The following is a 25,128-nucleotide window of genomic DNA, read 5'->3' as shown; positions in this document are numbered from 1 at the left end:
GCTGAGGGACTCCACTGCCCATGAGCCATATCCCCAAGTCGGAATACGCCCGTCGACGCAAGGCGCTGATGGCGCAGATGGAACCCAACAGTATTGCCATCCTGCCCGCCGCCGCAGTTGCCATCCGCAACCGCGACGTCGAGCATGTGTACCGCCAGGACAGCGATTTCCAGTACCTCAGCGGCTTCCCCGAGCCTGAAGCGGTCATCGCCCTGATTCCCGGCCGTGAGCACGGCGAATACGTGCTGTTCTGCCGTGAACGCAACCCCGAGCGCGAGCTATGGGATGGCTTGCGCGCCGGCCAGGAAGGCGCGATCCGCGACTTTGGCGCCGATGACGCCTTCCCCATCACCGATATCGACGACATCCTGCCCGGCCTGATCGAAGGCCGCGACCGGGTTTACTCGGCCATGGGCAGCAATCCGGAATTCGACCGCCACCTGATGGAATGGATCAACGTGATCCGCTCCAAGGCGCGTCTTGGCGCCCAGCCGCCGAACGAGTTCGTTGCCCTGGATCATCTGCTGCATGACATGCGCCTGTATAAATCGGCGGCAGAAGTGAAAGTCATGCGCGAGGCCGCGGCAATTTCCGCGCGGGCTCACGTGCGGGCCATGCAGGCCTGCCGTGCGGGCTTGCGCGAGTACAGCCTGGAAGCCGAGCTGGATTACGAGTTCCGCAAAGGCGGGGCGAAGATGCCGGCTTACGGCTCGATCGTCGCCGCCGGACGCAACAGTTGCATCCTGCATTACCAGGAGAACGATGCACTGCTCAAGGACGGTGATCTGGTATTGATCGACGCCGGTTGCGAGATCGACTGCTACGCCAGCGACATCACCCGAACCTTCCCGGTCAGCGGGCAGTTCTCGCCGGAGCAGAAGGCGATCTACGAGCTGGTGCTCAAGGCCCAGGAAGCGGCGTTTGCCGCCATCGCGCCGGGCAAGCACTGGAACCACGCCCATGAGGCGACGGTTCAGGTGATCACTGAAGGGCTGGTGGCGCTGGGGCTGCTCAAGGGCAAGGTCCAGGAGCTGATCGAAAGCGAAGCCTACCGGGCCTTCTACATGCACCGCGCCGGACACTGGCTGGGCATGGATGTGCACGATGTCGGCGAGTACAAGGTCGGTGGCCAGTGGCGCGTACTTGAGCCCGGCATGGCGCTGACGGTGGAACCTGGCATCTATATCGGTGCCGACAACCAGAGTGTCGCGAAAAAGTGGCGCGGCATTGGTGTACGTATCGAGGATGACGTAGTGGTAACTAAGCAGGGCTGTGAAATCCTGACCTCAGGTGTGCCGAAGACGGTCGCTGAAATCGAAGCCTTGATGGCTGCTGCGCGCAGTGCCGCGGCATGAACCGGGTGAACCTGGCAATCATTGGCGGTGGCCTGGTCGGCGCCAGTCTGGCGCTTGCTTTGCAAGCGGGCGCCAAGGCGCGCGGCTGGAAGATCCTGCTGATCGAACCCTTCGCACCGGGCGACAGTTATCAGCCGAGCTATGACGCACGCTCCTCGGCGTTGTCCTTCGGTACCCGGCAGATTTATGAGCGCCTGGGCCTGTGGCAGCAGATCAGCCGCCGGGCCGAACCGATTCGCCAGATCCAGGTTTCCGACCGTGGCCGCTTTGGCGCCACGCGCCTGGATGCGCTGGAGGAAGGGGTTCCCGCTCTGGGTTATGTAGTGGAAAACGCCTGGCTGGGGCAGTGCCTGTGGAAAGGCCTGGATGCCGAGGTGGTGAGCTGGCGTTGCCCGGCTGAAGTGACCGCCATGCAGGCGCTGGAAGACGGTTATCGCCTGTCGCTCAATGACGATACCCAGGTTGAGTGCGACCTGGCAGTGCTCGCCGACGGCGGCCGCTCCGGCCTGCGCGAGCAACTGGGCATCCATGTCAGCCAGCGCCCGTACAACCAGAGCGCGCTGATTGCCAACATCACTCCGAGCGAAGCTCACTGTGGTCAGGCGTTCGAGCGCTTCACCGACGAAGGCCCGATGGCCTTGCTGCCCCTGCCGGAAAACCGTTGTGCGCTGGTCTGGACCCGCGCCGGGATGGACGCCAAACGCCTGGCCGAGCTGGATGAACGCAGCTTCCTGAGCGAGTTGCAGGAGGTGTTCGGCTACCGTCTGGGCCTGTTGCGCCAGGTCGGCGCACGGCATCTGTACCCCTTGTCGCTGATTGAAGCCCAGGAGCAGGTACGTCCGCACCTGGTGGTGCTGGGCAATGCCGCCCACAGCCTGCACCCGATTGCCGGGCAGGGCTTCAACCTGTCGCTGCGCGATGTGCAGTCGCTGGCCGAAGACCTGCTGGCAGGCCCTGCCGTGCCGGGCGACTTTGCCACGCTGCAGGCCTATCGCGAGCGTCAGCGCCTCGACCAGGACCTGACCGTCGGCTTCTCCGACCGGGTCACCCGCCTGTTCGGCAGTGCGCAACCGCTGGTTGCCACCGGACGTAACCTGGGGTTGCTCGGGCTCGACCTGTTGCCGCCGGCCAAGCGTTGGTTTGCCCGCCAGGCCATGGGCCTGGGAACCCGTCCGGACCCACGGAGCTGAGCATGGACGATCCGCGCAAACTGGCACGGCGTGCGCGCAGGCTGCGCTGGCGGCTGAACTTTTATCCGCCCTATATCGGTGCCGGCATTCACGTGCAAAGCATCAGTCCGGACTTGCGCCAGATAAAGGTGCGCCTGGGCCTGGGCTGGTTCAATCGCAACTACGTCGGCACCCAGTTCGGCGGCAGCCTGTATTCGATGGTCGATCCGTTCTACATGCTGATGCTGATGGAACTGCTCGGCCGCGATTACATTGTCTGGGACAAGGCCGCCAGTATCGATTTCATCACTCCGGGCAAAGGCCCGGTGTTCGCTGAACTGCGCATCGACGATCAGCTGCTGGCGGATATCCGCGAGCACACGGCGGGCGGCAAGAAATACCTGCCACGACTTCAGGTCGATATCCGTGACGCTGCCGGCGAGCTGGTGGCGCAGGTCGACAAAACCCTTTACGTGCGGCTCAAGCCGCAAGCGAGACAGGCTTAAGGCATGGAAATGCGCGCAGATCTGTTGATTGTCGGTGCCGGTATGGTCGGCAGCGCCCTGGCCCTGGCATTGCAGCACAGTGGCCTGGAGATTCTCCTGCTCGACGGCAGTCCGCTGTCGATCAAACCCTTCGATGAGCAGGCCGCCTTCGAACCGCGGGTCAGTGCCCTGTCGATGGCCAGCCAGCGCATCCTCGAACGCCTGGGTGCCTGGCAGGGGATTGAGCAGCGGCGTGTCAGTCCCTATTCGGACATGCGTGTCTGGGACGGCAGCGGCACCGGTCAGATCCATTTCTCGGCGGCCAGCGTGCATGCCGAGGTGCTGGGGCATATCGTCGAGAACCGGGTGATACAGGATGGCCTGCTGGAACGTCTGCATGACAGTGAAGTCGGTCTGCTGGCCAACGCACGCCTGGAGCAGATGCGTCGTTCCGGTGACGAGTGGCTGCTGACCCTCGCCGATGGCCGCACGTTGCGTGCGCCGCTGGTCATCGCCGCTGACGGCGCGAATTCGGCGGTGCGGCGCCTGACCGGCTGCGAGACCCGCGAGTGGGACTACCTGCACCACGCCATTGTCACCAGCGTGCGCTGCGCCGAGCCGCATCAGGCGACCGCCTGGCAACGCTTTACCGACGACGGACCGCTGGCCTTCCTGCCGCTGATCCGCGATGGCCAGCAGGATTGGTGCTCGATTGTCTGGTCGACCACCCCGGAACAGGCCGAGCGCTTGATGAAGCTCGACGATGCTGATTTCTGCGCGCAACTCGAACGCGCCTTCGAAGGGCGCCTGGGCGCTGTGTTGCAGGCCGATCCACGGCTTTGCGTGCCGCTACGCCAGCGTCATGCCAAACGCTATGTGGCCGAAGGCCTGGCCTTGATCGGTGACGCCGCGCACACCATTCACCCGTTGGCCGGGCAGGGGGTCAACCTGGGCTTTCTCGATGCCGCGGTATTGGCCGAAGAACTGCTGCATGCCTATGAGCGTGGTGAGCGACTGGCGGATGAGCGCGTATTGAGCCGCTTCGAGCGTCGTCGCATGCCGCACAACCTGGCGCTGATGGCGGCCATGGAAGGCTTCGAGCGCCTGTTCCAGGCCGACCCGCTGCCACTGCGCTGGTTGCGCAACAGTGGCCTGAAATGGGTTGAGCAACTGCCTGAAGCCAAGGCGCTGTTCGTTCGTCAGGCCTTGGGGCTCAGTGGTGATTTGCCAGAACTGGCGAAGGCCTGAAGCCGGTTCTTCGGTTGCCGTAACATCTGGTAACTCCTCCCCGGTGAGTTCGGTTGAGAAGGCAAATGGGATTAACTACCATTTGCGCCTCTATTTGAACTCCGAGGACTGCACCATGTTGCCACGCAAGCACGTATTGGCCGCCCTGGCTCTGACCCTGTTGGGCGGTACCGCCCAGGCGGCGGACGAGGTGGTGGTGTATTCCTCGCGCATCGACGAGCTGATCAAGCCGGTGTTCGACGCCTATACCGCCAAGACCGGGGTCAAGGTCAAGTTCATCACCGACAAGGAAGCGCCGCTGATGCAGCGGATCAAGGCCGAGGGGCAGAACGCCACCGCCGACCTGCTGCTGACCGTCGATGCCGGTAACCTCTGGCAAGCCGAGCAGATGGGCATCCTGCAGCCGATCAAATCGGAAGTCATCGATGCCAACATTCCCAAGCAGTATCGCGCCTCGTCCCACGACTGGACCGGCCTGAGCCTGCGCGCGCGGACCATCGCCTACTCCACCGAGCGGGTCAAGCCCGAAGAGCTGAGCACCTACGAAGCCCTGGCCGACAAGAACTGGGAAGGGCGCCTGTGCTTGCGTACGGCGAAGAAGGTCTACAACCAGTCGCTGACCGCGACCCTGATCGAAACCCACGGCGAGAAGAAAACCGAGGAAATCATCAAGGGCTGGGTCAACAACCTGTCCACCGACGTGTTCTCCGATGACACCGCCCTGCTGCAAGCCATCAACGCCGGTCAGTGCGACGTCGGTATCGTCAACACCTACTACTACGGTCGCCTGCACAAGGAAAACCCGAACCTGGCGGTCAAGCTGTTCTGGCCGAACCAGGCCGACCGTGGCGTGCACGTCAACCTGTCGGGCATCGGCCTGACCAAGTACGCGCCGCATCCTGAAGCCGCGACAAAACTGGTCGAGTGGATGACCGGTGAAGAAGCGCAGAAGATTTTCGCTGGCGTGAACCAGGAATTCCCGGCCAACCCGAAAGTCGCACCGTCGGAAGAAGTGGCGGCCTGGGGTACGTTCAAGGCTGACACCATCCCGGTTGAAATCGCAGGCAAGCGTCAGGCTGAGGCAATTCGCTTGATGGATCGGGCTGGCTGGAACTAAGTCGGGGCCCTGATGGGCCCCTGTGGGAGCGGGCTTGCCCCGAGATTGCACTATGACTGACATAATGCAATCGCGGGGCAAGCCCGCTCCCACCCACATAGAGATTTCTTCTTTTGGCTCACCCCGCCCAACGCCGTTGGTATCCCCTGGTTTTCGCCATTGCCGCCCTGGTGCTGCTGCCGCTGAGCGTGCTGCTGTTGTCCTGGCAGTCGGTCGACATGCAGATCTGGTCGCACCTGCTCGATACCCAGATGAGCCGCCTGTTGGGCAACACCCTGACCCTGATTGCCGGCGTCGGCATCGGCGTCACTTTGCTCGGCGTGAGCCTGGCCTGGCTCACCAGCCTGTGCGAATTCCCCGGACGGCGCTGGCTGGACTGGGCGTTGATGCTGCCGTTCGCCATTCCGGCCTATGTGCTGGCATTCGTCTTCGTCGGCCTGCTGGACTTTGCCGGGCCGGTGCAAACCCTGCTGCGTGAATGGTTCGGGCCGATGCGCCTGCCGCGGGTACGCTCCACCGGCGGGGTGATCATCGTTCTGGTGCTGGTGTTCTACCCCTACGTTTACCTGCTTGCACGCACCGCCTTCCTGGCCCAGGGCAAAGGCCTGATGGAAGCGGCGCGGGTGCTTGGGCATTCGCCGTTGCAAGCGTTCTGGCGGGTGGCGTTGCCGATGGCCCGTCCGGCTATCGGCGCCGGTGTCGCCCTGGCCTTGATGGAAACCCTGGCCGATTTCGGTGCGGTGTCGGTGTTCAACTTCGACACCTTCACCACGGCGATCTACAAGACCTGGTATGGCTTCTTCAGCCTGTCGAGTGCGGCGCAGCTGGCCAGTTTGCTGCTGCTGGCGGTGATGCTGGTGCTCTACGGCGAGCGCCGTGCCCGTGGCGCCGTGCGTGGCAGCAATGAGCGTCCGCGCGGCAAGGCGCTGTACCACCTGCGCGGGATCAAGGCGCTGGCGGCCAGTGGCTGGTGCCTGCTGGTGTTTGCCTGTGCCTTCGTCATCCCGCTGCTGCAATTGCTGGTGTGGTTCTGGCAACGCGGACGTTTCGACCTGGATGAGCGTTACACCAGCCTGATCCTGCACACCCTTTATCTGGGGGCCATGGCCGCGCTGATCACTGTCTGTGTCGCCCTGGTGCTGGCGTTCGCCCGCCGGCAATCGTCCGCGCCGGGCATCCGCGCCGGGGTCGGGCTGGCCAACCTGGGGTATGCCTTGCCTGGCTCGGTGCTGGCGGTGTCGATCATGCTGGCGTTCAGTTACCTGGACAACCAGGTGGTGGTGCCGCTGTCCAACTGGCTCGGCGGTGCCGGCAGGCCACTGTTGCTGGGTAGCCTGTATGCCCTGCTGCTGGCCTACCTGGTGCGTTTCATTGCCGTGGCGTACGGACCGCTGGAGAACAGCCTGGGACGGATTCGCCCCTCGCTGCCGGAAGCTTCGCGCAGTCTTGGTGTCAGTGGCCCGAGATTGTTTTTCAAGGTGTATCTGCCGCTGTTGGTGCCGGGTGCCTTGAGTGCGGCCTTGCTGGTGTTTGTCGATGTGCTCAAGGAAATGCCGGCGACCTTGCTGATGCGTCCGTTCGGCTGGGACACCCTGGCTGTGCGCGTGTTTGAAATGACCAGCGAAGGCGAGTGGGCACGGGCCTCGTTGCCGGCCCTGACGCTGATCCTGGTCGGTCTGTTGCCGGTCATCGGCCTGATTCGACGTTCAGCCCGACACGTCGGTCAAACGCGCTGAGGATGTCAGCCATCAAGCTTGCAGCTACAATGCGCGGCATTCGCTGCGGCCGGTCCTACAGACCGGGTAGCTGAAATGCTGCCAACAGCCGTAGCTTCGCCACGCCCGGAAGGAGAAACCCATGGGACTGCGCACGCCTCTGTATGACCTGCACCTGGCGCTAGGCGCCAAGATGGTCGATTTTGGCGGTTGGGACATGCCCTTGCATTATGGCTCGCAGGTCGAGGAGCACCATCAGGTGCGCCGTGACTGCGGGGTGTTTGATGTTTCCCATATGACCGTGATCGATGTCCATGGCGCGCAGGCAACTGTCTGGCTGCAGCGCCTGTTGGCCAATGATGTTGCTCGTCTGACTGAAACCGGCAAGGCCCTGTACAGCACCATGCTCGACGAGCAGGGCAAGGTCATCGACGACATGATCGCCTACCGCTGCGAAGACGGTTACCGCCTGGTGGTCAACGCTTCGACCCGCGACAAGGACCTGGCCTGGTTAAACGCCTGCAAGGGCGATTTTGACGTCAAGATCCATGAGCGTCCGGAGCTTGCGATACTCGCCATCCAGGGGCCTGAAGCCCGCACCAAGGTCGCCGAACTGCTATCGGCGCCGCGCGCCGCACTGATCCGCGAGCTCAAGCCGTTCGAAGGCCACGCCGAGGGCGACTGGTTTATCGCCCGCACCGGGTATACCGGCGAAGACGGCCTGGAGATCATCTTCCCGGCTGTACAGGCCCCCGCATTCTTCAACGATCTGGTCGGTGCAGGTATTGCCCCGAGCGGTCTCGGCGCGCGTGACACCCTGCGCCTTGAGGCCGGCATGAACCTGTATGGCCAGGACATCGACGAAGCGCATACCCCGCTGACCTCCAACCTGGGCTGGAGCGTGGCCTGGGAGCCGGCCGGGCGTGACTTCATCGGCCGTAGCGGTCTGCTGGCGGAAATCGAACACGGCGTTGAGCAGAAACTGGTCGGCCTGGTGCTGGAAGAGCGCGGTGTTCTGCGCGCCCACCAGGTGGTTCGCGTCGCCGGGATTGGCGAAGGAGAGATCACCAGTGGTAGTTTCTCTCCTACGCTGAGCAAGTCGATTGCGCTGGCGCGGGTGCCGATGGCAACCGCCGATCGTGCCGAGGTGGAGATTCGCGGCAAGTGGTACCCGGTGCGGGTGGTCAAGCCGACCTTCGTGCGCCATGGCAAGATTCTGATCTGAACCAATTCTGGCGGGCCTACCGCTGACCCTATCGAGGACAACAAGATGAGCAATATCCCCGCCGACCTGCGTTTTGCCGAGAGTCACGAGTGGGCCAAACTGGAAGCTGACGGCACGGTGACCGTCGGTATTAGCGACCACGCTCAGGAAGCCCTGGGTGACGTGGTGTTTGTCGAACTGGCGGAAGTCGGCAAGGTCTTCGCCGCAGGCGATGCTGCCGGCGTGGTCGAGTCGGTCAAGGCCGCTTCGGACATCTACGCACCGGTCAGCGGTGAAGTGATCGCGGTCAACGAAGCGTTGGCCGACAGCCCTGAGTCGCTGAACAGCGATCCGTACGGCAGCTGGATCTTCAAGCTCAAGCCAAGCGACAAGGCCGAGCTGGACAAACTGCTCGACGCCGCCGGTTACCAAGCCGCCATCGGCGAATAGTTTTCACACAAAGCGGCAATCTCTTCCTAGACTCAATATGCCTCGACTGGTCGAGGCTTGGTCTAGGAAGAGAGAGCCGCTATGTCCCAGTCGCCGTCCCTGAGCCAACTGCACGACCCCAATCCGTTCCTGCGTCGCCACCTGGGCCCAGATGCCCCGGAGCAGCAGGTGATGCTTCAGGCCCTTAGCCTGGGTAGTCGCCGTGAGCTGATCGAGCAGACCGTGCCGCCGGGCATTCGTCTGAACCGTCCGTTGGACCTGCCCCCCGCCCTGGATGAACAGGCCGCCCTGAACAAGCTCAGGGGCTATGCCGAGCAGAACCAGGTGTGGACCAGCCTGATCGGCATGGGTTATCACGGTACCGTCACGCCGAACGTCATCCTGCGTAACGTCCTGGAAAACCCGGGTTGGTACACCGCCTACACGCCTTATCAGCCGGAAATTGCCCAGGGCCGCCTGGAAGCCTTGCTGAATTTCCAGCAGATGATCATCGACCTCACCGGCCTGGACCTGGCTAACGCCTCCTTGCTTGATGAAGCCACTGCGGCCGCTGAAGCCATGGCCCTGGCCAAACGCATGGCCAAGTCGAAAAGCAACGTGTTCTTTGCCGATCAGCACTGCCATCCACAGACCCTCTCGGTGCTAAAGACCCGCGCCGAAGGTTTCGGCTTCGAACTGGTCGTCGATGCTGTGGATAACCTCGGCAATTACCAGGTATTCGGGGCTTTGCTGCAGTACCCCGACACCCACGGCGAGATCCGCGACCTGCGGCCGTTGATCGCACAGCTGCATAACCAGCACGCCTTGGCCTGCGTAGCCGCCGACTTGCTCAGCCTGTTGATGTTGACCCCACCGGGTGAGCAGGGCGCCGACGTTGTTTTGGGCACGACCCAACGCTTTGGCGTGCCGATGGGCTATGGCGGTCCGCATGCCGCCTACTTTGCCTGTCGTGACGCTTTCAAGCGGGCCATGCCCGGGCGCATCATCGGTGTGTCCAAGGATGCCCGCGGCAACGTCGCGTTGCGCATGGCCCTGCAGACCCGCGAGCAGCATATCCGCCGCGAGAAGGCCAACTCCAACATCTGCACGGCGCAGGTGCTGCTGGCCAACATCGCTGCTTTTTACGCGGTGTACCACGGTCCGGAAGGCCTGCAGCGCATCGCCCAGCGCGTGCACGCGCTGACTTTTGTGCTTGCTGCGGGGCTGGAGAGCAAGGGCATCAAGCGCCTCAACGAGCACTTCTTCGACACCTTGACCCTGGAGGTCGGCGGCAGTCAGACGGCGATCATCGAAAGCGCCGAAGCGGCGCAGATCAACCTGCGCATTCTTGGTCGCGGTCAGTTGGGCGTGAGTCTCGACGAGACCTGTGACGAATCCACGGTACTGCGTCTGTTCGATATCTTCCTCGGCGTCGACCACGGCCTGGATATCGCCAGCCTCGATGCCCTGGCCTTGCCGGAAGGTATTCCGGCGGCCCTGGTGCGGCACTCGACCTTCCTTACGCATCCGGTGTTCAACCTGCACCACAGCGAAACCGAGATGCTGCGTTACCTCAAGCAGCTGGAGAACAAGGACCTGGCGCTGAACCAGTCGATGATCCCGCTGGGATCCTGCACCATGAAACTCAATGCCAGCAGCGAGATGATCCCGATTACCTGGCCAGGCTTCGCCTTGTTGCATCCGTTTGCCCCGGCGGCGCAGGTGCAGGGTTACAAGGCGATGATCGATGAGCTGGAAGCCTGGCTGTGTGCGATCACCGGCTTCGACGCCATCTGCATGCAGCCCAACTCCGGCGCCCAGGGCGAGTACGCCGGGCTGATGGCCATTGCCAAGTATCACCGTAGTCGCCATCAGCCTCAGCGCGACATCTGCCTGATTCCCTCGTCAGCCCACGGCACCAACCCGGCGTCGGCGCAGATGGCGGGGATGCAGGTGGTAATCGTCGAGTGTGACGAGGCCGGTAACGTCGATCTGGCCGACCTCAAGGCCAAGGCGCAGGCGGCAGGTGAGCGCCTGTCGTGCCTGATGGCGACCTATCCGTCGACCCATGGTGTGTACGAAGAAGGCATCAGCGAAATCTGCGAGGTTATCCACAACCAGGGTGGCCAGGTGTACATGGACGGCGCCAACCTCAATGCCCAGGTCGGCCTGACCCGACCAGCCGATATCGGTGCCGATGTCTCGCACATGAACCTGCACAAGACCTTCTGCATTCCCCACGGCGGTGGCGGCCCGGGCATGGGCCCGATTGGCGTGCGCGCCCATCTGGCGCCGTTCGTTGCCAGCCACCCGGTGATCCCCATCCCCGGGCCGGACCCGCAGAACACGGCGGTGAGTGCCGCGCCCTGGGGCAGCGCAAGCATTCTGCCGATCAGCTGGATGTACATCGCCATGATGGGCCCGCAACTGGCCGACGCCAGCGAGGTGGCGATCCTCTCGGCCAACTACCTGGCCGAACGGCTGGGTGGCGCATTCCCGGTGCTGTACCGGGGGCGCAACGGGCGCGTGGCGCATGAATGCATCCTCGACCTGCGGCCGTTGAAAGCCTTGACCGGGATCAGTGAGGAGGATGTGGCCAAGCGTCTGATGGATTACGGCTTTCATGCCCCGACCATGTCGTTCCCGGTGCCGGGTACCCTGATGGTCGAGCCGACCGAGAGTGAGCCGAAGGCCGAACTGGATCGCTTTATCGAGGCGATGCTGAGCATTCGCGCGGAAATCCGTGAGGTGCAGGACGGCAACTGGCCGGCGGAAGACAACCCGCTCAAGCATGCGCCGCATACCTTGGCGGATGTACTAGGGGTGTGGGAGCGGCCTTACAGCATTGCCCAGGGCATTGCGCCCAGTGAGCATGTACGCCTGCACAAGTACTGGCCGGCGGTTAATCGGGTGGACAACGTGTTTGGTGACCGGAATCTGTTCTGTGCCTGTGTGCCGGTGGAGGATTACCGGACCTGATCGCGGGGCAAGCCCGCTCCCACAGGCAAGGCCGGTGGGAGCGGGCTTGCCCCGCGATGAATTACTGCGCTACCGCATTCTTGGCCAGGATCGCCTGCGCCAGGTCCATATCGCTGACCTCAAGCCCAGGATTGTCAGCCCGGACTTTCTGCATGGCCGATTCCAGGTACGGACCACGAATTGCGCCTTCGCTGGCAACGAAGCTGCCCGCATCATCCTGAGCTGCAACCACCAGTTTGTGATCCTTGGACGTCAGGTAGGAAGACGCGGTGGTCGCGCCGGAGGAAATGACATTGCGCCAGAACGTATCGGCCATGGCTGAACCGACTGGCAGGGAGAGCAGGGCAAGGGTCGCGACTGCAAATTTGAGACGCATCTACGGGTGACTCCAACTGAGGTTAACTGGCAGCTTGGATCGGTTCCCCCGCATCTAGTTCCCTGGGGCGACACGCAGTACTTCCGCCGCCGTGGTCAGGCCATTCACTACCTTCTGCGCGCCGCGCTGTTGCAGGCTTTTCAGGCCTTCGTCGCGGGCTTGACGACGCAGGATTGCCAGGTCGGTATCGCTACGGATCTGGCTGATCAGCGTTTCGCTCAGGTACAGCAGTTCGTGGATACCGGTGCGCCCGTGATAGCCCGTCTGCCGGCACTCATTGCAGCCTCTGGCTTGATAGCCGGCTTCACCTGCGGGCGCTGGCGCTTTACAGGCCCGGCACAGCGTACGTACCAGGCGCTGGGCCATGACCCCGATCAATCCGGCCTTGATCAAGTGCGGCGCAACACCTAGCTCAAGCAGGCGGTTAATGGCGCTGCAGGCGTCGTTGGTGTGCAGGGTGGATAGCACCAGGTGGCCGGTCAGCGCGGCCTGGAAGGCCACCTGGGCAGTCTCCAGGTCGCGGATCTCACCGATCATGATGATGTCCGGGTCCTGGCGCAGCAGGGCGCGGGCGCCTTCGGCAAAGCCCAGGTCTATGGCCGGATGGACCTGCAGCTGGTTGAACCCGGGTTCGACCATTTCGATCGGGTCTTCGACGGTACACAGGTTGACCTGAGGTGTGGCCAGGTACTTGAGGGTCGCGTACAGGGTGCTGGTCTTGCCCGACCCGGTCGGACCTGTGACCAGGATCAGGCCGTGGCGTTGCCCGATCAGCGCTTGCCAGCGCAGCAGGTCGTCATCCTCCAGCCCTAACTGGCGCAAGTCCTGCTGCAGCAGGGCGGGGTCGAAGATGCGCAACACCAGCTTTTCGCCGAAGGTGGTGGGCAGCGTCGACAGGCGCAGCTCGACTTCGTTGCCAGCCGCCAGGCGGGTCTTGATCCGGCCATCCTGGGGGCGGCGCTTTTCAGCGACGTTCATGCGCCCGAGGGTTTTCAGGCGGCTGATGATCGCCAGGGTGACCTCGGCGGGGAACTGATAGACCGGGTGCAGCAAACCGTCGATGCGAAAGCGCAAATGGCCCTGGTCGCGTCGTGGCTCCAGATGAATATCGCTGGCGCGTTGATCGAAGGCGTACTGCAGCAGCCAGTCGACGATGGTGACGATATGGGCATCATCCCCTTCATGTTGCTGGCCGTTTGTACCCAGTTCGAGCAATTGTTCAAGATTGGCCGGTGCAGGCGCGGGGACTGGCTGGCGGCTGGCGCCGTTGACCGAGCGGGCGAGGTGGAAGAACGCCTGGCTGAACTGGCGGATCTGCACCGGGCTGGCCAGCACGTGTTTGATCGGGCGCCGCAGCACCTGGGCCAGATCGGCTTCCCAGGACCTGACATAGGGCTCGGCACTGGCCACGGTAACGCCAAGGTTATCCACAGCAATCGCCAGAATGCCGTGACGCCGGGCAAAGGCCGCGGACATCAGGCCGGTGGTTGCGTTGAGGTCGAGCTGCAGCGGGTCGATGTACAGATAGGGCAATCCGGCCTGCTTGGCCAGCCACTGGCACAGGGTTTCCAGATTCAGGCGCTGGCCGGGTTGGCGTGGGTCAGGCAGAGCCTGGCGGGCGATGTGTTCGAGGGGGTGGACGTCGCTGGCCAGGTGCTGGGTTCGCAGTAGCTGAGCGGCGTCCGGATTGATGAGTCGAGCGTCGAGCAGGTCGGTCAGGAGGCCGTCCAGGCTCAGCCTGCGATCCTCGTCGCTGACAGTCATGTGGCGTCCTTGCCTTGCTGCCTGAAGGGGTGGCAATCACAAGCGTAGTTGACTCTGGGCAATAGCAAGGACGATCTGCGTTTCCAGGCATTTCCACACTCAGCCCGGACGCTGGGCAGGCCGCAGGCGAACGTCATCGACGCAGATCAGGTTGCGCATTTTTTGTGCAATGAGTTCGGCCCGGTGCCAGCTCAAACCGGCAATCTCGATCTCGATTTCCAGCAGATCGTCCTCTTGTTTCATCAGCACTTTATGCGGCGTGAGGAACTGCAGGGCGAACAGATTCAAAACACGACACAGGCTGTCCGGCTCGGCTTCGACCTGCAGCTGATAGTGCACGCAGCTGTGTGTGTTGCCGACGGCCCAGACGTCGTCACGCAGTGGGGTTAGCGGGCTGTCGAAGCGTTCAAGTGCGCTCATGGGATTCTCCGGTTCAATGCGAGAAATTTTCACATGCGCAAGCCGGTATTTTTTCTCTATGATCGGTGAATATGGCGAGTTGAAGACTTGTTCAATTCGCACAAGCGCACAATTGGAGAGAAATTATGCAAAGCGAGCTGGACGCTTACGATCGCCGCATTCTGGCCTTGCTACAGGAGGATGCTTCGCTGTCCAGCGCGCAGATTGCCGAGCGCGTCGGTCTTTCCCAGTCGCCCTGCTGGCGACGGATTCAGCGCTTGAAAGAGGAGGGGGTGATTCGCGGCCAGGTGACCTTGCTCGATCGCAAGAAGATTGGCCTCAACACGCAGATTTTCGCCGAGGTCAAACTCAACGCCCACGGACGCTCCAACTTCACCGAGTTCACCGAGGCGATTCGCGGTTTCCCGGAAGTGCTGGAATGCTATGTGCTGATGGGCGCAGTGGATTTTCTGCTGCGCATTGTCACCCCGGACATCGAAGCCTACGAACGGTTTTTCTTCGAGAAGCTGTCGATGGTGCCGGGGATCCAGGAGGTCAACTCGATCGTGGCCTTGTCCGAAATCAAGTCCACGACCAGTCTACCGGTGCTGCGCTAAGGCTTACTTGCGCAGCAGGTGCTTCCAGCCGCGGCTCTGGAACACGGCCATGGCCTGATCGGCACGGGCTTGCAGAACTTCGCTGCGAACGTCGGTTTCCACTTCGTCGCTGATCGACTGGTTGGCCAGCTCGTGCAGCTTGTTCAGTTCACCGAACAGGCGGTCCAGGTCCGGGCTCTCCAGCACCTGACGGGCATGGTGCAGCCAGGCCAGCAGGCGCTCGATACGCGGCAGCTGTTCGGCCAGGTCTTCCGGCTGACGATGGTACAGCGGCAGGTTCAGGGCCTTGGCCTCGTCGGCCAGCAGCACGTTGAGCCAGTTGGCCAGTTGGGCGGCACCCTGACGGTCGCCGCGCTTGTTACGCTCGACGGTCCAGCCGCGGGCCAGCAGCCAGCGCGAGGTTTCCAGGGAGAACTGACCCCAGCGGGTGTCCAGCAGTTCTTCGGCGAACTGCTCAGGGGCCGCACGGCGCACGTCTTCGTCGTCGTTGCCGGCCAGTACCAGTGGGCGCCAGTCTTCCAGCAGGGCATCGAGGCTGCTGCGCAAAGCCGCAGTGGTCGTACGCGGCGCGGCCTGACCCAGGCTGCTGGCCAGGGCGCGCAGTTCGGCCAGGGCCTGCACCCAGTCCTGCAGCAGGCGCCAGTGGCCATTGAAACGGTACTGTTCGGCCAGGCGCTGGCTGGCACCAAGCAGTTGCCAGGCGAGGGCGGCGAAGGCGTCGTCGAGGGACATTTCGGCACTCAGTTCGGCAGCCGGCAGGCTCAGCGCGTAGCTGGTCGGGTCGAGCAGGCGATATCCGCGTTCAGCCTTGCTGATGTCGCACGGGAACAGCGGCAGGGCGGCGGACAGCTCGGCAGCCAATTCCAGCAGCGCTTCTGGCTCGCCTTCACGCAGCTCCAGTTCCAGCTCGCAGATTTCTTCTTTCTGCTTGCCCGCAACCACGGTACCCAGGTCCAAAGCGGCTTCGATAACCACCTTGGCTTTACCACGGCCCCAGGCGATTTCCGCGTATTCACGGGTGAAATCGGTGGTGAACAGCGCTTTGATAGACTTTTTGTCGACCTCGGCGAGTTCTGCCGGCCAGCATTCGTCGTCGAGCTTCTTCAGGTCCAGCTTGGCCTTGGGCAGTTGCCACTCGTGTTCATTGCGCTGCGACAGACCGGCGACGCTCTGGCCGCGGGTCTTGAGGGTCTGGATGACCACGTCGCCGTCGCGGCGCAGGCGCAGCGCTACCTTGGCGGCGGCCAGGTCACGCTCAGGGGTGTCGAAGTACTGATTCAGCAGCTCGCGCTGCTGCCAGCCAGACTTGTTACGCTTCTTCAGCAATGGGTGTTCGCGCAGGGCGGCGAGGGTCTCGCGGCTGACCCGCAGTTTGATTTCGGTTTCTTTGTGCATTGCTGAGTAATCCAGGCTCGGATGACAGGGAGCGTCTTGGCCGTGCAGTGTACAGGACTCGGCCGCTGACGGTTTATTCCAGGTGCCCGAAGGCCCTATGATGGGATTCGCCTCAAGGAGAAAGCGCATGCCACTGCCATCGCTCAAAGACCAGTTCGCCGCGTTGATTGCCGCGCCTTCGGTCAGCTGTACCCAACCTGCGCTGGACCAGTCCAACCGTGCCGTAATCGACTTGCTGGCGGGCTGGCTGGGTGATCTGGGGTTTGCCTGCGATATCCAGCAGGTGACACCGGGCAAGTTCAATCTGCTCGCCAGTTACGGCAGTGGCCCGGGCGGGCTGGTGCTGGCCGGGCATAGCGATACTGTGCCCTATGATCCCGGGCTGTGGCAGACCGATCCGCTGAAGCTGACCGAAGTCGACGGTCGCTGGGTCGGTCTTGGCAGTTGCGACATGAAAGGCTTCTTCGCCTTGATCATCGAGGCGGTGCAGCCATTGCTGGCCCATGATTTCAAGCAGCCGCTACTGATTCTCGCCACCTGCGACGAAGAAAGCTCCATGTCCGGCGCTCGCGCCCTGGCCGAAGCCGGTCGCCCGCTGGGCCGCGCGGCAGTAATCGGCGAGCCGACCGGACTGAAGCCGATCCGCCTGCACAAGGGGGTGATGATGGAGCGCATCGACATCCTTGGCCGCAGCGGCCATTCGTCGGATCCGAGCCTGGGCCGTAGTGCGCTGGAGGCGATGCATCAGGTGATGGCTGAACTGATGGGCTTGCGCCGGCAATGGCAGAAAGAATTCAACAACGCCCAGTTCAGTGTGCCGCATCCGACCCTGAACTTCGGCTGCATCCATGGCGGTGACAACCCCAACCGGATCTGCGGCCAGTGCGCCCTGGAGTTCGATCTGCGGCCGTTGCCGGGCATGGACCCAGAGGCGCTGCGTGCGGCCATCCGGCAGAAACTGGCGCCGTTGGCCGAGCAGCACCAGGTGAAAATCGACTATGCCCCGTTGTTCCCCGAAGTGCCGCCGTTCGAGCAGGCCGCCGATACGGAACTGGTGCGCCTGGCCGAACGTCTTACCGGACATCGCGCCGAAGCGGTAGCCTTTGGCACCGAAGCGCCTTATCTTCAGCGCCTGGGCTGCGAAACCTTGGTACTGGGCCCGGGCGATATCGCGTGCGCCCATCAACCGGGCGAATACCTTGAAATGTCACGCTTGCAGCCTACCGTGCGTCTATTGCGTGAATTGATCGAACATTATTGCCTGAGCCCGGTAATTGCCCGCTGAGTTCAGCCGTTTTCCCAAAGGAGATTGCGCGTGACGCCAAGCCTGTTCCGACGATAACCCTTCGAGCGCTGTGTGCTTTCCCGTTCTTGTCCCTTTTTCTACAGGCTCTGTGGTTATGCCCGATTACGTCAACTGGCTGCGTCATGCTTCGCCTTACATCAACGCCCACCGGGAATGCACCTTCGTGGTCATGCTGCCCGGTGACGGGGTCGAACACCCCAACTTCGGCAATATCGTCCACGACCTGGTGCTGCTGCACAGCCTCGGGGTACGCCTGGTGCTGGTGCATGGTTCGCGCCCGCAGATCGAAACCCGCCTGGCCAGTCGCGGCCTGACCCCGCACTACCATCGCGGCATGCGCATCACCGATGCGGCCACCCTGGAGTGCGTGATCGATGCCGTAGGGCACCTGCGTATTGCGATCGAAGCGCGCCTGTCGATGGACATGGCCGCGTCGCCGATGCAGGGTTCGCGCTTGCGCGTGGCCTCCGGCAACCTGGTGACCGCGCGTCCTATCGGCGTGCTTGAAGGCGTGGATTATCACCACACCGGTGAAGTGCGCCGGGTCGATCGCAAAGGCATCAACCGCCTGCTCGATGAGCGTTCGATCGTCTTGTTGTCGCCGCTGGGGTACTCACCGACGGGCGAAATCTTCAACCTGGCCTGCGAAGACGTCGCGACCCGTGCCGCCATCGAGCTTGAGGCCGACAAGTTGCTGCTGTTCGGTGCCGAGCGCGGTCTGATCGACGAGCAAGGGCGGCTGGTGCGGGAACTGCGTCCGCAACAGGTGCCTGCGCATCTGCAGCGTCTTGGCAGTGATTATCAGGGCGAGTTGCTCGATGCCGCCGCCGAGGCCTGCCGTGGCGGCGTGGCGCGTAGCCATATCGTCAGCTATGCCGAAGACGGCGCCTTGCTGACCGAGCTGTTCACCCGTGACGGTGGCGGAACCCTGGTGGCCCAGGAGCAGTTCGAGAAGGTCCGTGAGGCGGCGATCGAGGATGTCGGTGGTTTGCTGGATCTGATCAGCCCGCTGGAAGAGCAGGGCATTCTGGTGCGGCGTTCGCGTGAGGTGCTGGAGCGCGAGATCGAGCAGTTCAGCGTGGTCGAGCGCGAAGGCATGATCATCGCCTGTGCGGCGTTGTATCCGATTGCCGATTCCGAGGCCGGGGAGTTGGCGTGTCTGGCGGTCAATCCCGAGTATCGCCATGGCGGTCGCGGTGATGAGCTGCTTGAGCGCATCGAAACGCGGGCGCGGGAAATGGGGCTCAATACCCTGTTTGTGCTGACGACGCGGACTGCGCACTGGTTCAGAGAGCGGGGCTTTGTGCCCAGTGAGGTCGAGCGGCTGCCGGCGGCGCGGGCTTCACTGTACAACTACCAGCGTAATTCGAAGATTTTCGAGAAGGCTTTGTAAGGCATCGCGGGGCAAGCCCGCTCCCACCGGGTTGTAATAAACCTGTGGGAGCGGGCTTGCCCCGCGATAAGTCCATCAAACGGTATGCAGGTACCAGTTGTACTCAAGATCGGAGATGGAGTGTTCGAACTCCTCCAGCTCGCTCTCTTTACAGGCCACGAAGATATCGATGTATTTCGGATCGATGTACTTGGCCAGGATCTCGCTGTCGTCCAGCTCGCGCAGGGCATCACGCAGGTTGTTCGGCAGGCTTTGCTCGTTCTGCTCGTAGGAGTTGCCTTCGGTTGGCTCGCCCGGTTCGACCTTGTTGGTCAAGCCATGGTGAACACCGGCCAGGACAGCAGCCATCAGCAGGTACGGGTTGGCGTCGGCACCGGCGACACGGTGTTCGATGCGTACTGCATCGGGTGAACCGGTCGGCACGCGCAAGGCCACGGTACGGTTGTCCAGGCCCCAACTTGGCGAGTTCGGCACGTAGAACTGGGCACCGAAACGGCGGTACGAGTTGACGTTCGGGCAGAGGAACGCCATCGACGCCGGTAGGGTCTCGAGCACACCGCCGATCGCGTGACGCAGTGCGGCGTTCTGCTCGGGATCCTCGCTGGTGAAGATGTTCTTGCCATCTTTGTCCAGCACCGAGATATGGACGTGCAGACCATTACCCGCCTGACCCGGATAGGGCTTGGCCATGAAGGTGGTATCCATCTCATGGTCGTAGGCGATGTTCTTGATCAGGCGCTTGAGCAGTACCGCGTAGTCGCAGGCCTTCATCGGGTCGGCAACGTGGTGCAGGTTGACTTCGAACTGCGCCGGGGCGCTTTCCTTGACGATCGCGTCGGCAGGGATGCCCTGCTCTTTGGCGCCTTCGAGGATGTCCTGCAGGCAGTCGACGTACTCGTCGAGGTCATCGATCAGGTAAACCTGGGTCGACATCGGACGTTTGCCGGAAATCGGCGAGCGTGGCGGCTGTGGACGGCCGTTCACGTTTTCCTGGTCGATCAGGTAGAACTCCAGCTCGAACGCGGCGCAGATGGTCAGGCCCATCTCGTCGAACTTGCTCACTACCTGGCGCAGGACTTCCCGCGGGTCGGCAAAGAACGGCTCGCCTTCAAGTTCGTGCATGGTCATCAGCAGTTGCGCGGTAGGGCGCTTCTGCCAAGGCTCGTTGGACAGGGTGTCGGGGATTGGATAGCAGATGCGGTCGGCATCGCCGATGTCCAGGCCCAGGCCGGTGCTTTCGACCGTGGAGCCGTTGATATCCAATGCGAAGAGGGAGGCCGGCAGGTTGATGCCTTTCTCGTAAACCTTGTGGAGGCTGGTGCGCTCGATGCGCTTGCCACGCACCACACCATTCATATCTGCAATCAGAAGGTCAACGTAGAGAACCTCAGGATGTTCCTTAAGGAACGCGTTCGCTTCGTTAAGCTGAACGGCACGCGGGGGTACCGACATGATGCAACACCTTTGTTGTTAAAAATATCAATCAATGGGGGCTTGCAGCTCCAGTCAATCGGAAAGCCCTACTGAAGTCAAGCCAAGCCCATGATGCCCTAAAACGGCCCTTGAGCGGCATTTTTGCTGCAATAGAGGGCGCGGACAATCGCTGCTTTCGTACGATATGAGCGATCTTGAGCGGGCCGTGTTCTATTTTTTACGGGGGTGTTGTGTAAAAAAATGAACAAGGCTAAGCTCGGTGGCAACCCATAACATCAATAATACCGGGGGTTACATGTCACGCCTGCCGACAACCGGCATCACCCTCTGCCGCGCGCAGATCGGTTTGCACGCATTTTACGCGAGCGGCTATTGCTACGCGTCAGCACGCAGTACCCCGGCTGAAATAATTGACGGCACGGGCGGCCTGCCTGTTGTCGATGCCTCTTCGAATATCCTCTGCCTTCACTATAGCGGCCCTCGTCGCGGTGTGCCCCTGCGCGGCTTTTGCTTTACCCGGGCGCGGCATCCAGAATGTCTGGGACGGCCCACTCCGGGTGTCCTGACGACTGTCCAGACATTTACCTCCTGAGGTATTTATGAGTAGCAACCTCGACCAGCTCACCGATTGGTTGAAAGAACACAAGATCACCGAAGTCGAGTGCTTGATCAGCGACCTCACCGGTATCACCCGTGGCAAGATTTCTCCAACCAACAAGTTCATTGCCGAAAAAGGCATGCGCCTGCCCGAGAGTGTCCTGCTGCAGACCGTTACCGGCGACTACGTCGATGACGACATCTATTACGAACTGCTGGACCCGGCCGACATCGACATGATCTGCCGGCCCGACGAGAACGCGGTGTTTCTCGTGCCTTGGGCCATCGAGCCGACGGCTCAGGTGATCCACGATACTTATGACAAGCAGGGCAACCCGGTTGAGCTGTCGCCGCGTAACGTGCTCAAGAAGGTACTGAAACTCTATGCCGACAAGGGCTGGCAGCCGATCGTGGCGCCAGAGATGGAGTTCTACCTGACCAAACGCTGCGAAGACCCGGACTTCCCGCTGCAGCCGCCGATTGGCCGCTCCGGCCGTCCGGAAACCGGCCGTCAGTCGTTCTCCATTGAAGCTGCCAACGAATTCGATCCGCTGTTCGAGGACGTCTACGACTGGTGCGAGCTGCAGAACCTGGACCTGGACACGCTGATCCACGAAGACGGCACCGCGCAGATGGAAATCAACTTCCGTCACGGTAACGCCCTGGCCCTGGCCGACCAGATCCTGGTGTTCAAGCGGACCATGCGTGAAGCGGCGCTCAAGCACAACGTCGCCGCCACCTTCATGGCCAAGCCGATGACCGGTGAGCCGGGCAGCGCCATGCACCTGCACCAGAGCATCATCGACGTGCATACCGGCAAGAACATCTTCTCTGATGCCGATGGACAAATGAGCGAGCTGTTCCTCAACCATGTCGGCGGTCTGCAGAAGTTCATCCCGGTGGTGCTGCCGCTGTTTGCTCCTAACGTCAACTCGTTCCGCCGCTTCCTGCCCGATACCTCGGCGCCGGTGAACGTCGAATGGGGCGAAGAGAACCGTACCGTCGGTCTGCGTGTACCGGATGCCGGACCGCAGAACCGCCGGGTCGAGAACCGTCTGCCAGGCGCCGACGCCAACCCGTACCTGGCGATCGCCGCCAGTCTGCTGTGTGGCTATATCGGCATGGTCGAAGGCCTCAAGCCAAGCGCGCCGGTACAGGGCCGTGGTTACGAGCGGCGCAACCTGCGCCTGCCGCTGACCATCGAGGACGCTCTGGAGCGCATGGAGAACTGCCAGGCGCTGGAACCGTACCTGGGCAAGAAATTCATTGCCGGTTACGTCGCCACCAAGCGCGCCGAACATGAAAACTTCAAACGCGTAATCAGCTCCTGGGAACGTGAGTTCCTGCTGTTTGCGGTCTGATCAACCCGGAGCCGCAGGACCGCGGCCGTCAGAAAACGGAGAAGCACATGAGCGTCAACAACCCGCAAACCCGTGAGTGGCAAACCCTTAGCAGTGAGCATCACCTGGCGCCTTTCAGTGACTATAAACAGCTGAAAGAGAAGGGCCCGCGGATCATCACCAAAGCTGAAGGCGTGCACTTGTGGGACAGCGAGGGCAACAAGATCCTCGACGGTATGGCTGGTCTGTGGTGTGTGGCGGTCGGCTACGGTCGTGAAGAGCTGGTGGAAAAGGCTGCCGCGCAGATGCGTGAACTGCCGTACTACAACCTGTTCTTCCAGACTGCGCACCCACCGGCACTGGAACTGGCCAAGGCGGTGACTGACGTCGCGCCAGAAGGCATGACCCATGTGTTCTTCACCGGTTCCGGCTCCGAAGGCAACGACACCAACCTGCGTATGGTCCGCCACTACTGGGCGGTCAAGGGCAAGCCGCAGAAGCAGGTGATCATCGGCCGCATCAACGGCTATCACGGCTCCACCGTGGCTGGCGCCGCGCTGGGTGGCATGAGCGGCATGCATGCGCAGAGCGGCACGCTGCCGGGCATCGTGCACATTCCGCAGCCGTATTGGTTCGGCGAAGGCGGTGACATGACCCCGGACGAGTTCGGCATCTGGGCTGCTGAACAGCTGGAAAAGAAAATCCTCGAAGTCGGCGAAGACAATGTCGCCGCCTTTATCGCCGAGCCGATCCAGGGCGCTGGCGGCGTGATCATTCCGCCAGACACCTACTGGCCGAAGATCAAGGAGATCCTCGCCAAGTACGAGATTCTGTTCATCGCCGACGAGGTGATCTGCGGTTTCGGGCGTACCGGTGAGTGGTTCGGCTCCGATTACTACGGCCTCAAGCCCGACCTGATGACCATCGCCAAAGGCCTGACCTCCGGTTACATCCCCATGGGCGGTGTGATCGTGCGTGACGAAGTGGCCAAGGTGGTCAGCGAAGGCGGTGACTTCAACCACGGCTTCACCTACTCCGGTCACCCGGTGGCCGCCGCTGTGGGCCTGGAAAACCTGCGAATCCTGCGCGACGAGAAAATTATCGAGCGGGTTAAAGAGGAAACGGCACCGTATTTGCAGAAACGTCTGCGTGAGCTCAACGATCACCCGTTGGTGGGTGAAGTGCGTGGCCTGGGCATGCTCGGTGCCATCGAGCTGGTCAAGGACAAGGCGACCCGCGCCCGTTACGAAGGTCAGGGCGCAGGCATGATCTGCCGCCAGCACTGCTTCGACAATGGCCTGATCATGCGTGCCGTGGGCGACACCATGATCATTGCCCCACCGCTGGTGATCAGCCGTGAAGAGATCGACGAGCTGGTGGAAAAGGCGCGCAAATGCCTGGACTTGACACTTGAGGCGCTGAAATAGCCAAGTGCTAGGCTAGCGTAATGGCATCATCGTTTTTCAAGGCGCGCTTTCCTTGAAAGTGCGCCTTGGAACTTGCCAGACTAGCGACTGTTTCAGTCGCCCGAAGCTTGCGCCGTAAAGAGCCGGCCACTGAACAGATGGCTAAATAAAAAATTCTGGAGCATTACGCATGAAGAAATTGGGCAAGACGTTGTTGGCTATGTCCCTGATGGGCGCCATGGCCAGTGCTGTTCAGGCGGATGACAAAGTGCTGCACGTCTACAACTGGTCCGATTACATCGCACCGGACACCGTCGCCAACTTCGAGAAGCAGACCGGCATCAAGGTCGTCTACGACGTCTTCGACAGTAACGAAACCCTCGAAGCCAAGTTGCTGGCGGGCAAGTCCGGTTACGACATCGTCGTACCGTCGAACAACTTCCTGGCCAAACAGATCAAGGCGGGTGTCTATCAGGAGCTGGATCGTTCCAAGCTTGCGAACTGGAAGAACCTCGACGAAGACCTGCTCAAGGCTGTTGGCGATGCCAGCGACCCGGGTAACAAATATGCGTTCCCCTACATGTGGGGCTCCATCGGTATCGGTTACAACCCAGAGAAGGTCAAGGCTGCGCTGGGCGTCGACAAGATCGATTCCTGGGACGTGGTGTTCAAGCCCGAGAACATCGAAAAGCTCAAGAGCTGCGGCGTAAGCTTCCTCGATGCTCCGACCGAGATGATCCCGGCGGCCCTGCATTACCTGGGCAAGCCGACCAACAGCACGGACAAAGCTGACCTGAAGGCAGCCGAAGACCTGTTCCTGAAGATCCGTCCGTCGATCGGCTACTTCCACTCCTCCAAGTACATCTCGGACCTGGCCAACGGCAACATTTGCGTCGCCGTGGGTTATTCGGGTGACCTGGAGCAGTCCAAGGCCCGTGCTCACGAGGCCGGTGACAAGGTCAAGCTGGACTACGTGATTCCGAAAGAAGGCGCCGGTACCTTCTACGACATGGTTGCCATCCCTAAAGATGCCGTCAATGTCGACGCCGCCTACAAGTTCATGGACTTCCTGATGCAGCCGGAAGTCATGGCCGGTATCACCAACGCCGTACGTTTCCCGAACGGCAACAAGGCGGCCACCCCGCTGGTGGACAAGGACATCTCGGGCGATCCGAGCATCTATCCACCGGCTGACGTGAAGAAGCAGCTGTACGCAATTGCTGACCCAGGTGCGAAAGCTCAACGCGAGATCACTCGTAGCTGGACCAAGATCAAATCGGGCAAATAAGCCTGATTGACCCTGGGCGTGGTGCAAATCACGCCCAGGATCGCAAAAAGTGGCAAATTGTTTTTGCGACATGCGTGTATCGAAGGTAAGTTGCGCGCCGGTTTGCTTGTCC

General features: G+C 61.9%; 20 protein-coding genes. 15 read left to right on the top strand and 5 right to left on the bottom strand.

From position 1 onward, the window contains the following. The first annotated feature begins 20 nt into the window (after window positions 1-20). From pepP to gcvP, 9 genes are all read left to right on the top strand, one after another. On the top strand, window positions 21-1,355 hold the full coding sequence (pepP, locus tag PSAKL28_RS25320; RefSeq protein WP_038615701.1) for a Xaa-Pro aminopeptidase: 1,335 nt from the start codon (window positions 21-23) through the stop codon (window positions 1,353-1,355). Then, on the top strand, window positions 1,352-2,545 hold the full coding sequence (gene ubiH / locus PSAKL28_RS25315; RefSeq protein WP_038615698.1) for a 2-octaprenyl-6-methoxyphenyl hydroxylase: 1,194 nt from the start codon (window positions 1,352-1,354) through the stop codon (window positions 2,543-2,545). The genes pepP and ubiH overlap by 4 nt, the downstream gene beginning before the upstream one ends. A gap of 2 nt (window positions 2,546-2,547) precedes the next feature. After that, a complete protein-coding gene (locus PSAKL28_RS25310) occupies window positions 2,548-3,030 on the top strand; it encodes a DUF4442 domain-containing protein (protein ID WP_038615696.1) in 483 nt (160 codons plus the stop codon). 9 nt (window positions 3,031-3,039) lie between these two features. Then, complete coding sequence (locus PSAKL28_RS25305; RefSeq protein ID WP_167335158.1) at window positions 3,040-4,257, top strand: 2-octaprenyl-3-methyl-6-methoxy-1,4-benzoquinol hydroxylase; 1,218 nt, start codon at window positions 3,040-3,042, stop codon at window positions 4,255-4,257. A gap of 115 nt (window positions 4,258-4,372) precedes the next feature. Beyond that, on the top strand, window positions 4,373-5,374 hold the full coding sequence (locus PSAKL28_RS25300; RefSeq protein ID WP_038615691.1) for an extracellular solute-binding protein: 1,002 nt from the start codon (window positions 4,373-4,375) through the stop codon (window positions 5,372-5,374). Window positions 5,375-5,487: 113 nt separating this feature from the next. Continuing rightward, window positions 5,488-7,110, top strand: coding sequence for an ABC transporter permease (locus PSAKL28_RS25295; RefSeq protein WP_038615688.1), 1,623 nt, complete (start codon window positions 5,488-5,490; stop codon window positions 7,108-7,110). A gap of 121 nt (window positions 7,111-7,231) precedes the next feature. After that, window positions 7,232-8,314 (top strand): glycine cleavage system aminomethyltransferase GcvT, encoded by a 1,083-nt coding sequence (gene gcvT, locus PSAKL28_RS25290; RefSeq protein ID WP_038615686.1) that lies wholly within the window; start codon window positions 7,232-7,234, stop codon window positions 8,312-8,314. 45 nt (window positions 8,315-8,359) lie between these two features. Beyond that, window positions 8,360-8,743, top strand: coding sequence for a glycine cleavage system protein GcvH (gene gcvH, locus PSAKL28_RS25285; RefSeq protein WP_038615684.1), 384 nt, complete (start codon window positions 8,360-8,362; stop codon window positions 8,741-8,743). Between the two features lie 81 nt (window positions 8,744-8,824). Beyond that, the gene (gene gcvP, locus PSAKL28_RS25280; RefSeq protein ID WP_038615681.1) at window positions 8,825-11,701 is read left to right on the top strand and encodes an aminomethyl-transferring glycine dehydrogenase; all 2,877 of its coding nucleotides are present in this window, start codon (window positions 8,825-8,827) and stop codon (window positions 11,699-11,701) included. Window positions 11,702-11,762: 61 nt separating this feature from the next. On the opposite strand, the gene PSAKL28_RS25275 is transcribed toward gcvP, so the two are convergent. From PSAKL28_RS25275 to PSAKL28_RS25265, 3 genes are all read right to left on the bottom strand, one after another. Then, window positions 11,763-12,077, bottom strand: coding sequence for a DUF2388 domain-containing protein (locus PSAKL28_RS25275; protein WP_038615678.1), 315 nt, complete (start codon window positions 12,075-12,077; stop codon window positions 11,763-11,765). A gap of 54 nt (window positions 12,078-12,131) precedes the next feature. Then, window positions 12,132-13,841 carry a GspE/PulE family protein gene (locus PSAKL28_RS25270; RefSeq protein WP_038615676.1) on the bottom strand — a complete coding sequence of 570 codons (1,710 nt, stop codon included), beginning with the start codon at window positions 13,839-13,841 and terminating at the stop codon, window positions 12,132-12,134. A gap of 99 nt (window positions 13,842-13,940) precedes the next feature. Continuing rightward, window positions 13,941-14,261, bottom strand: coding sequence for an ACT-like domain-containing protein (locus tag PSAKL28_RS25265; protein WP_051939570.1), 321 nt, complete (start codon window positions 14,259-14,261; stop codon window positions 13,941-13,943). Between the two features lie 125 nt (window positions 14,262-14,386). Between PSAKL28_RS25265 and PSAKL28_RS25260 the strand changes: the two genes are divergently transcribed. Further along, entirely contained in the window at window positions 14,387-14,857 is a 471-nt protein-coding gene (locus PSAKL28_RS25260; RefSeq protein WP_038615673.1) for an Lrp/AsnC family transcriptional regulator, read from the top strand. A 3-nt stretch (window positions 14,858-14,860) separates the two neighbouring features. Here the strand turns inward: PSAKL28_RS25260 and PSAKL28_RS25255 are convergent, their stop codons facing one another. Continuing rightward, the gene (locus PSAKL28_RS25255; RefSeq protein ID WP_038615670.1) at window positions 14,861-16,252 is read right to left on the bottom strand and encodes a CYTH domain-containing protein; all 1,392 of its coding nucleotides are present in this window, start codon (window positions 16,250-16,252) and stop codon (window positions 14,861-14,863) included. Between the two features lie 127 nt (window positions 16,253-16,379). Between PSAKL28_RS25255 and argE the strand changes: the two genes are divergently transcribed. Both argE and argA read left to right on the top strand, forming a co-directional pair. Further along, the gene (argE, locus tag PSAKL28_RS25250; protein ID WP_038615668.1) at window positions 16,380-17,537 is read left to right on the top strand and encodes an acetylornithine deacetylase; all 1,158 of its coding nucleotides are present in this window, start codon (window positions 16,380-16,382) and stop codon (window positions 17,535-17,537) included. 115 nt (window positions 17,538-17,652) lie between these two features. Beyond that, on the top strand, window positions 17,653-18,951 hold the full coding sequence (gene argA, locus PSAKL28_RS25245; RefSeq protein WP_038615655.1) for an amino-acid N-acetyltransferase: 1,299 nt from the start codon (window positions 17,653-17,655) through the stop codon (window positions 18,949-18,951). A gap of 75 nt (window positions 18,952-19,026) precedes the next feature. Here argA and PSAKL28_RS25240 read toward each other — a convergent pair whose 3' ends face one another. Next, on the bottom strand, window positions 19,027-20,403 hold the full coding sequence (locus PSAKL28_RS25240; RefSeq protein ID WP_038615652.1) for a glutamine synthetase family protein: 1,377 nt from the start codon (window positions 20,401-20,403) through the stop codon (window positions 19,027-19,029). A 581-nt stretch (window positions 20,404-20,984) separates the two neighbouring features. Between PSAKL28_RS25240 and PSAKL28_RS25235 the strand changes: the two genes are divergently transcribed. The 3 genes from PSAKL28_RS25235 to PSAKL28_RS25225 all read left to right on the top strand — a co-directional run bounded on the left by PSAKL28_RS25235 (window position 20,985) and on the right by PSAKL28_RS25225 (window position 25,016). Continuing rightward, window positions 20,985-22,343 (top strand): glutamine synthetase family protein, encoded by a 1,359-nt coding sequence (locus tag PSAKL28_RS25235; protein WP_038615650.1) that lies wholly within the window; start codon window positions 20,985-20,987, stop codon window positions 22,341-22,343. A gap of 47 nt (window positions 22,344-22,390) precedes the next feature. After that, window positions 22,391-23,749 (top strand): aspartate aminotransferase family protein, encoded by a 1,359-nt coding sequence (locus PSAKL28_RS25230; RefSeq protein ID WP_038615648.1) that lies wholly within the window; start codon window positions 22,391-22,393, stop codon window positions 23,747-23,749. Between the two features lie 169 nt (window positions 23,750-23,918). After that, window positions 23,919-25,016, top strand: coding sequence for an extracellular solute-binding protein (locus tag PSAKL28_RS25225; protein WP_038615646.1), 1,098 nt, complete (start codon window positions 23,919-23,921; stop codon window positions 25,014-25,016). Window positions 25,017-25,128 lie beyond the last annotated feature (112 nt).

This window comes from Pseudomonas alkylphenolica (assembly GCF_000746525.1).
GTDB lineage: Bacteria > Pseudomonadota > Gammaproteobacteria > Pseudomonadales > Pseudomonadaceae > Aquipseudomonas > Aquipseudomonas alkylphenolica.
Note: the sequence above shows the minus strand (reverse complement) of the source record. Positions and strands in the feature narration are given on the sequence as shown.

Excerpts from the sequence above, each read along its gene's own strand:
- pepP (WP_038615701.1), top strand. The coding sequence starts at position 21 with ATGAGCCATATCCCCAAGTCGGAATACGCCCGTCGACGCAAGGCGCTG.
- ubiH (WP_038615698.1), top strand. The coding sequence starts at position 1,352 with ATGAACCGGGTGAACCTGGCAATCATTGGCGGTGGCCTGGTCGGCGCC.
- PSAKL28_RS25225 (WP_038615646.1), top strand. The coding sequence starts at position 23,919 with ATGAAGAAATTGGGCAAGACGTTGTTGGCTATGTCCCTGATGGGCGCC.
- PSAKL28_RS25240 (WP_038615652.1), bottom strand. The coding sequence starts at position 20,403 with ATGTCGGTACCCCCGCGTGCCGTTCAGCTTAACGAAGCGAACGCGTTC.
- gcvP (WP_038615681.1), top strand. The coding sequence starts at position 8,825 with ATGTCCCAGTCGCCGTCCCTGAGCCAACTGCACGACCCCAATCCGTTC.
- PSAKL28_RS25310 (WP_038615696.1), top strand. The coding sequence starts at position 2,548 with ATGGACGATCCGCGCAAACTGGCACGGCGTGCGCGCAGGCTGCGCTGG.
- argA (WP_038615655.1), top strand. The coding sequence starts at position 17,653 with ATGCCCGATTACGTCAACTGGCTGCGTCATGCTTCGCCTTACATCAAC.
- PSAKL28_RS25305 (WP_167335158.1), top strand. The coding sequence starts at position 3,040 with ATGCGCGCAGATCTGTTGATTGTCGGTGCCGGTATGGTCGGCAGCGCC.
- PSAKL28_RS25260 (WP_038615673.1), top strand. The coding sequence starts at position 14,387 with ATGCAAAGCGAGCTGGACGCTTACGATCGCCGCATTCTGGCCTTGCTA.
- PSAKL28_RS25230 (WP_038615648.1), top strand. The coding sequence starts at position 22,391 with ATGAGCGTCAACAACCCGCAAACCCGTGAGTGGCAAACCCTTAGCAGT.
- PSAKL28_RS25300 (WP_038615691.1), top strand. The coding sequence starts at position 4,373 with ATGTTGCCACGCAAGCACGTATTGGCCGCCCTGGCTCTGACCCTGTTG.
- gcvH (WP_038615684.1), top strand. The coding sequence starts at position 8,360 with ATGAGCAATATCCCCGCCGACCTGCGTTTTGCCGAGAGTCACGAGTGG.
- PSAKL28_RS25270 (WP_038615676.1), bottom strand. The coding sequence starts at position 13,841 with ATGACTGTCAGCGACGAGGATCGCAGGCTGAGCCTGGACGGCCTCCTG.
- PSAKL28_RS25265 (WP_051939570.1), bottom strand. The coding sequence starts at position 14,261 with ATGAGCGCACTTGAACGCTTCGACAGCCCGCTAACCCCACTGCGTGAC.
- PSAKL28_RS25275 (WP_038615678.1), bottom strand. The coding sequence starts at position 12,077 with ATGCGTCTCAAATTTGCAGTCGCGACCCTTGCCCTGCTCTCCCTGCCA.
- PSAKL28_RS25235 (WP_038615650.1), top strand. The coding sequence starts at position 20,985 with ATGAGTAGCAACCTCGACCAGCTCACCGATTGGTTGAAAGAACACAAG.
- gcvT (WP_038615686.1), top strand. The coding sequence starts at position 7,232 with ATGGGACTGCGCACGCCTCTGTATGACCTGCACCTGGCGCTAGGCGCC.
- argE (WP_038615668.1), top strand. The coding sequence starts at position 16,380 with ATGCCACTGCCATCGCTCAAAGACCAGTTCGCCGCGTTGATTGCCGCG.
- PSAKL28_RS25255 (WP_038615670.1), bottom strand. The coding sequence starts at position 16,252 with ATGCACAAAGAAACCGAAATCAAACTGCGGGTCAGCCGCGAGACCCTC.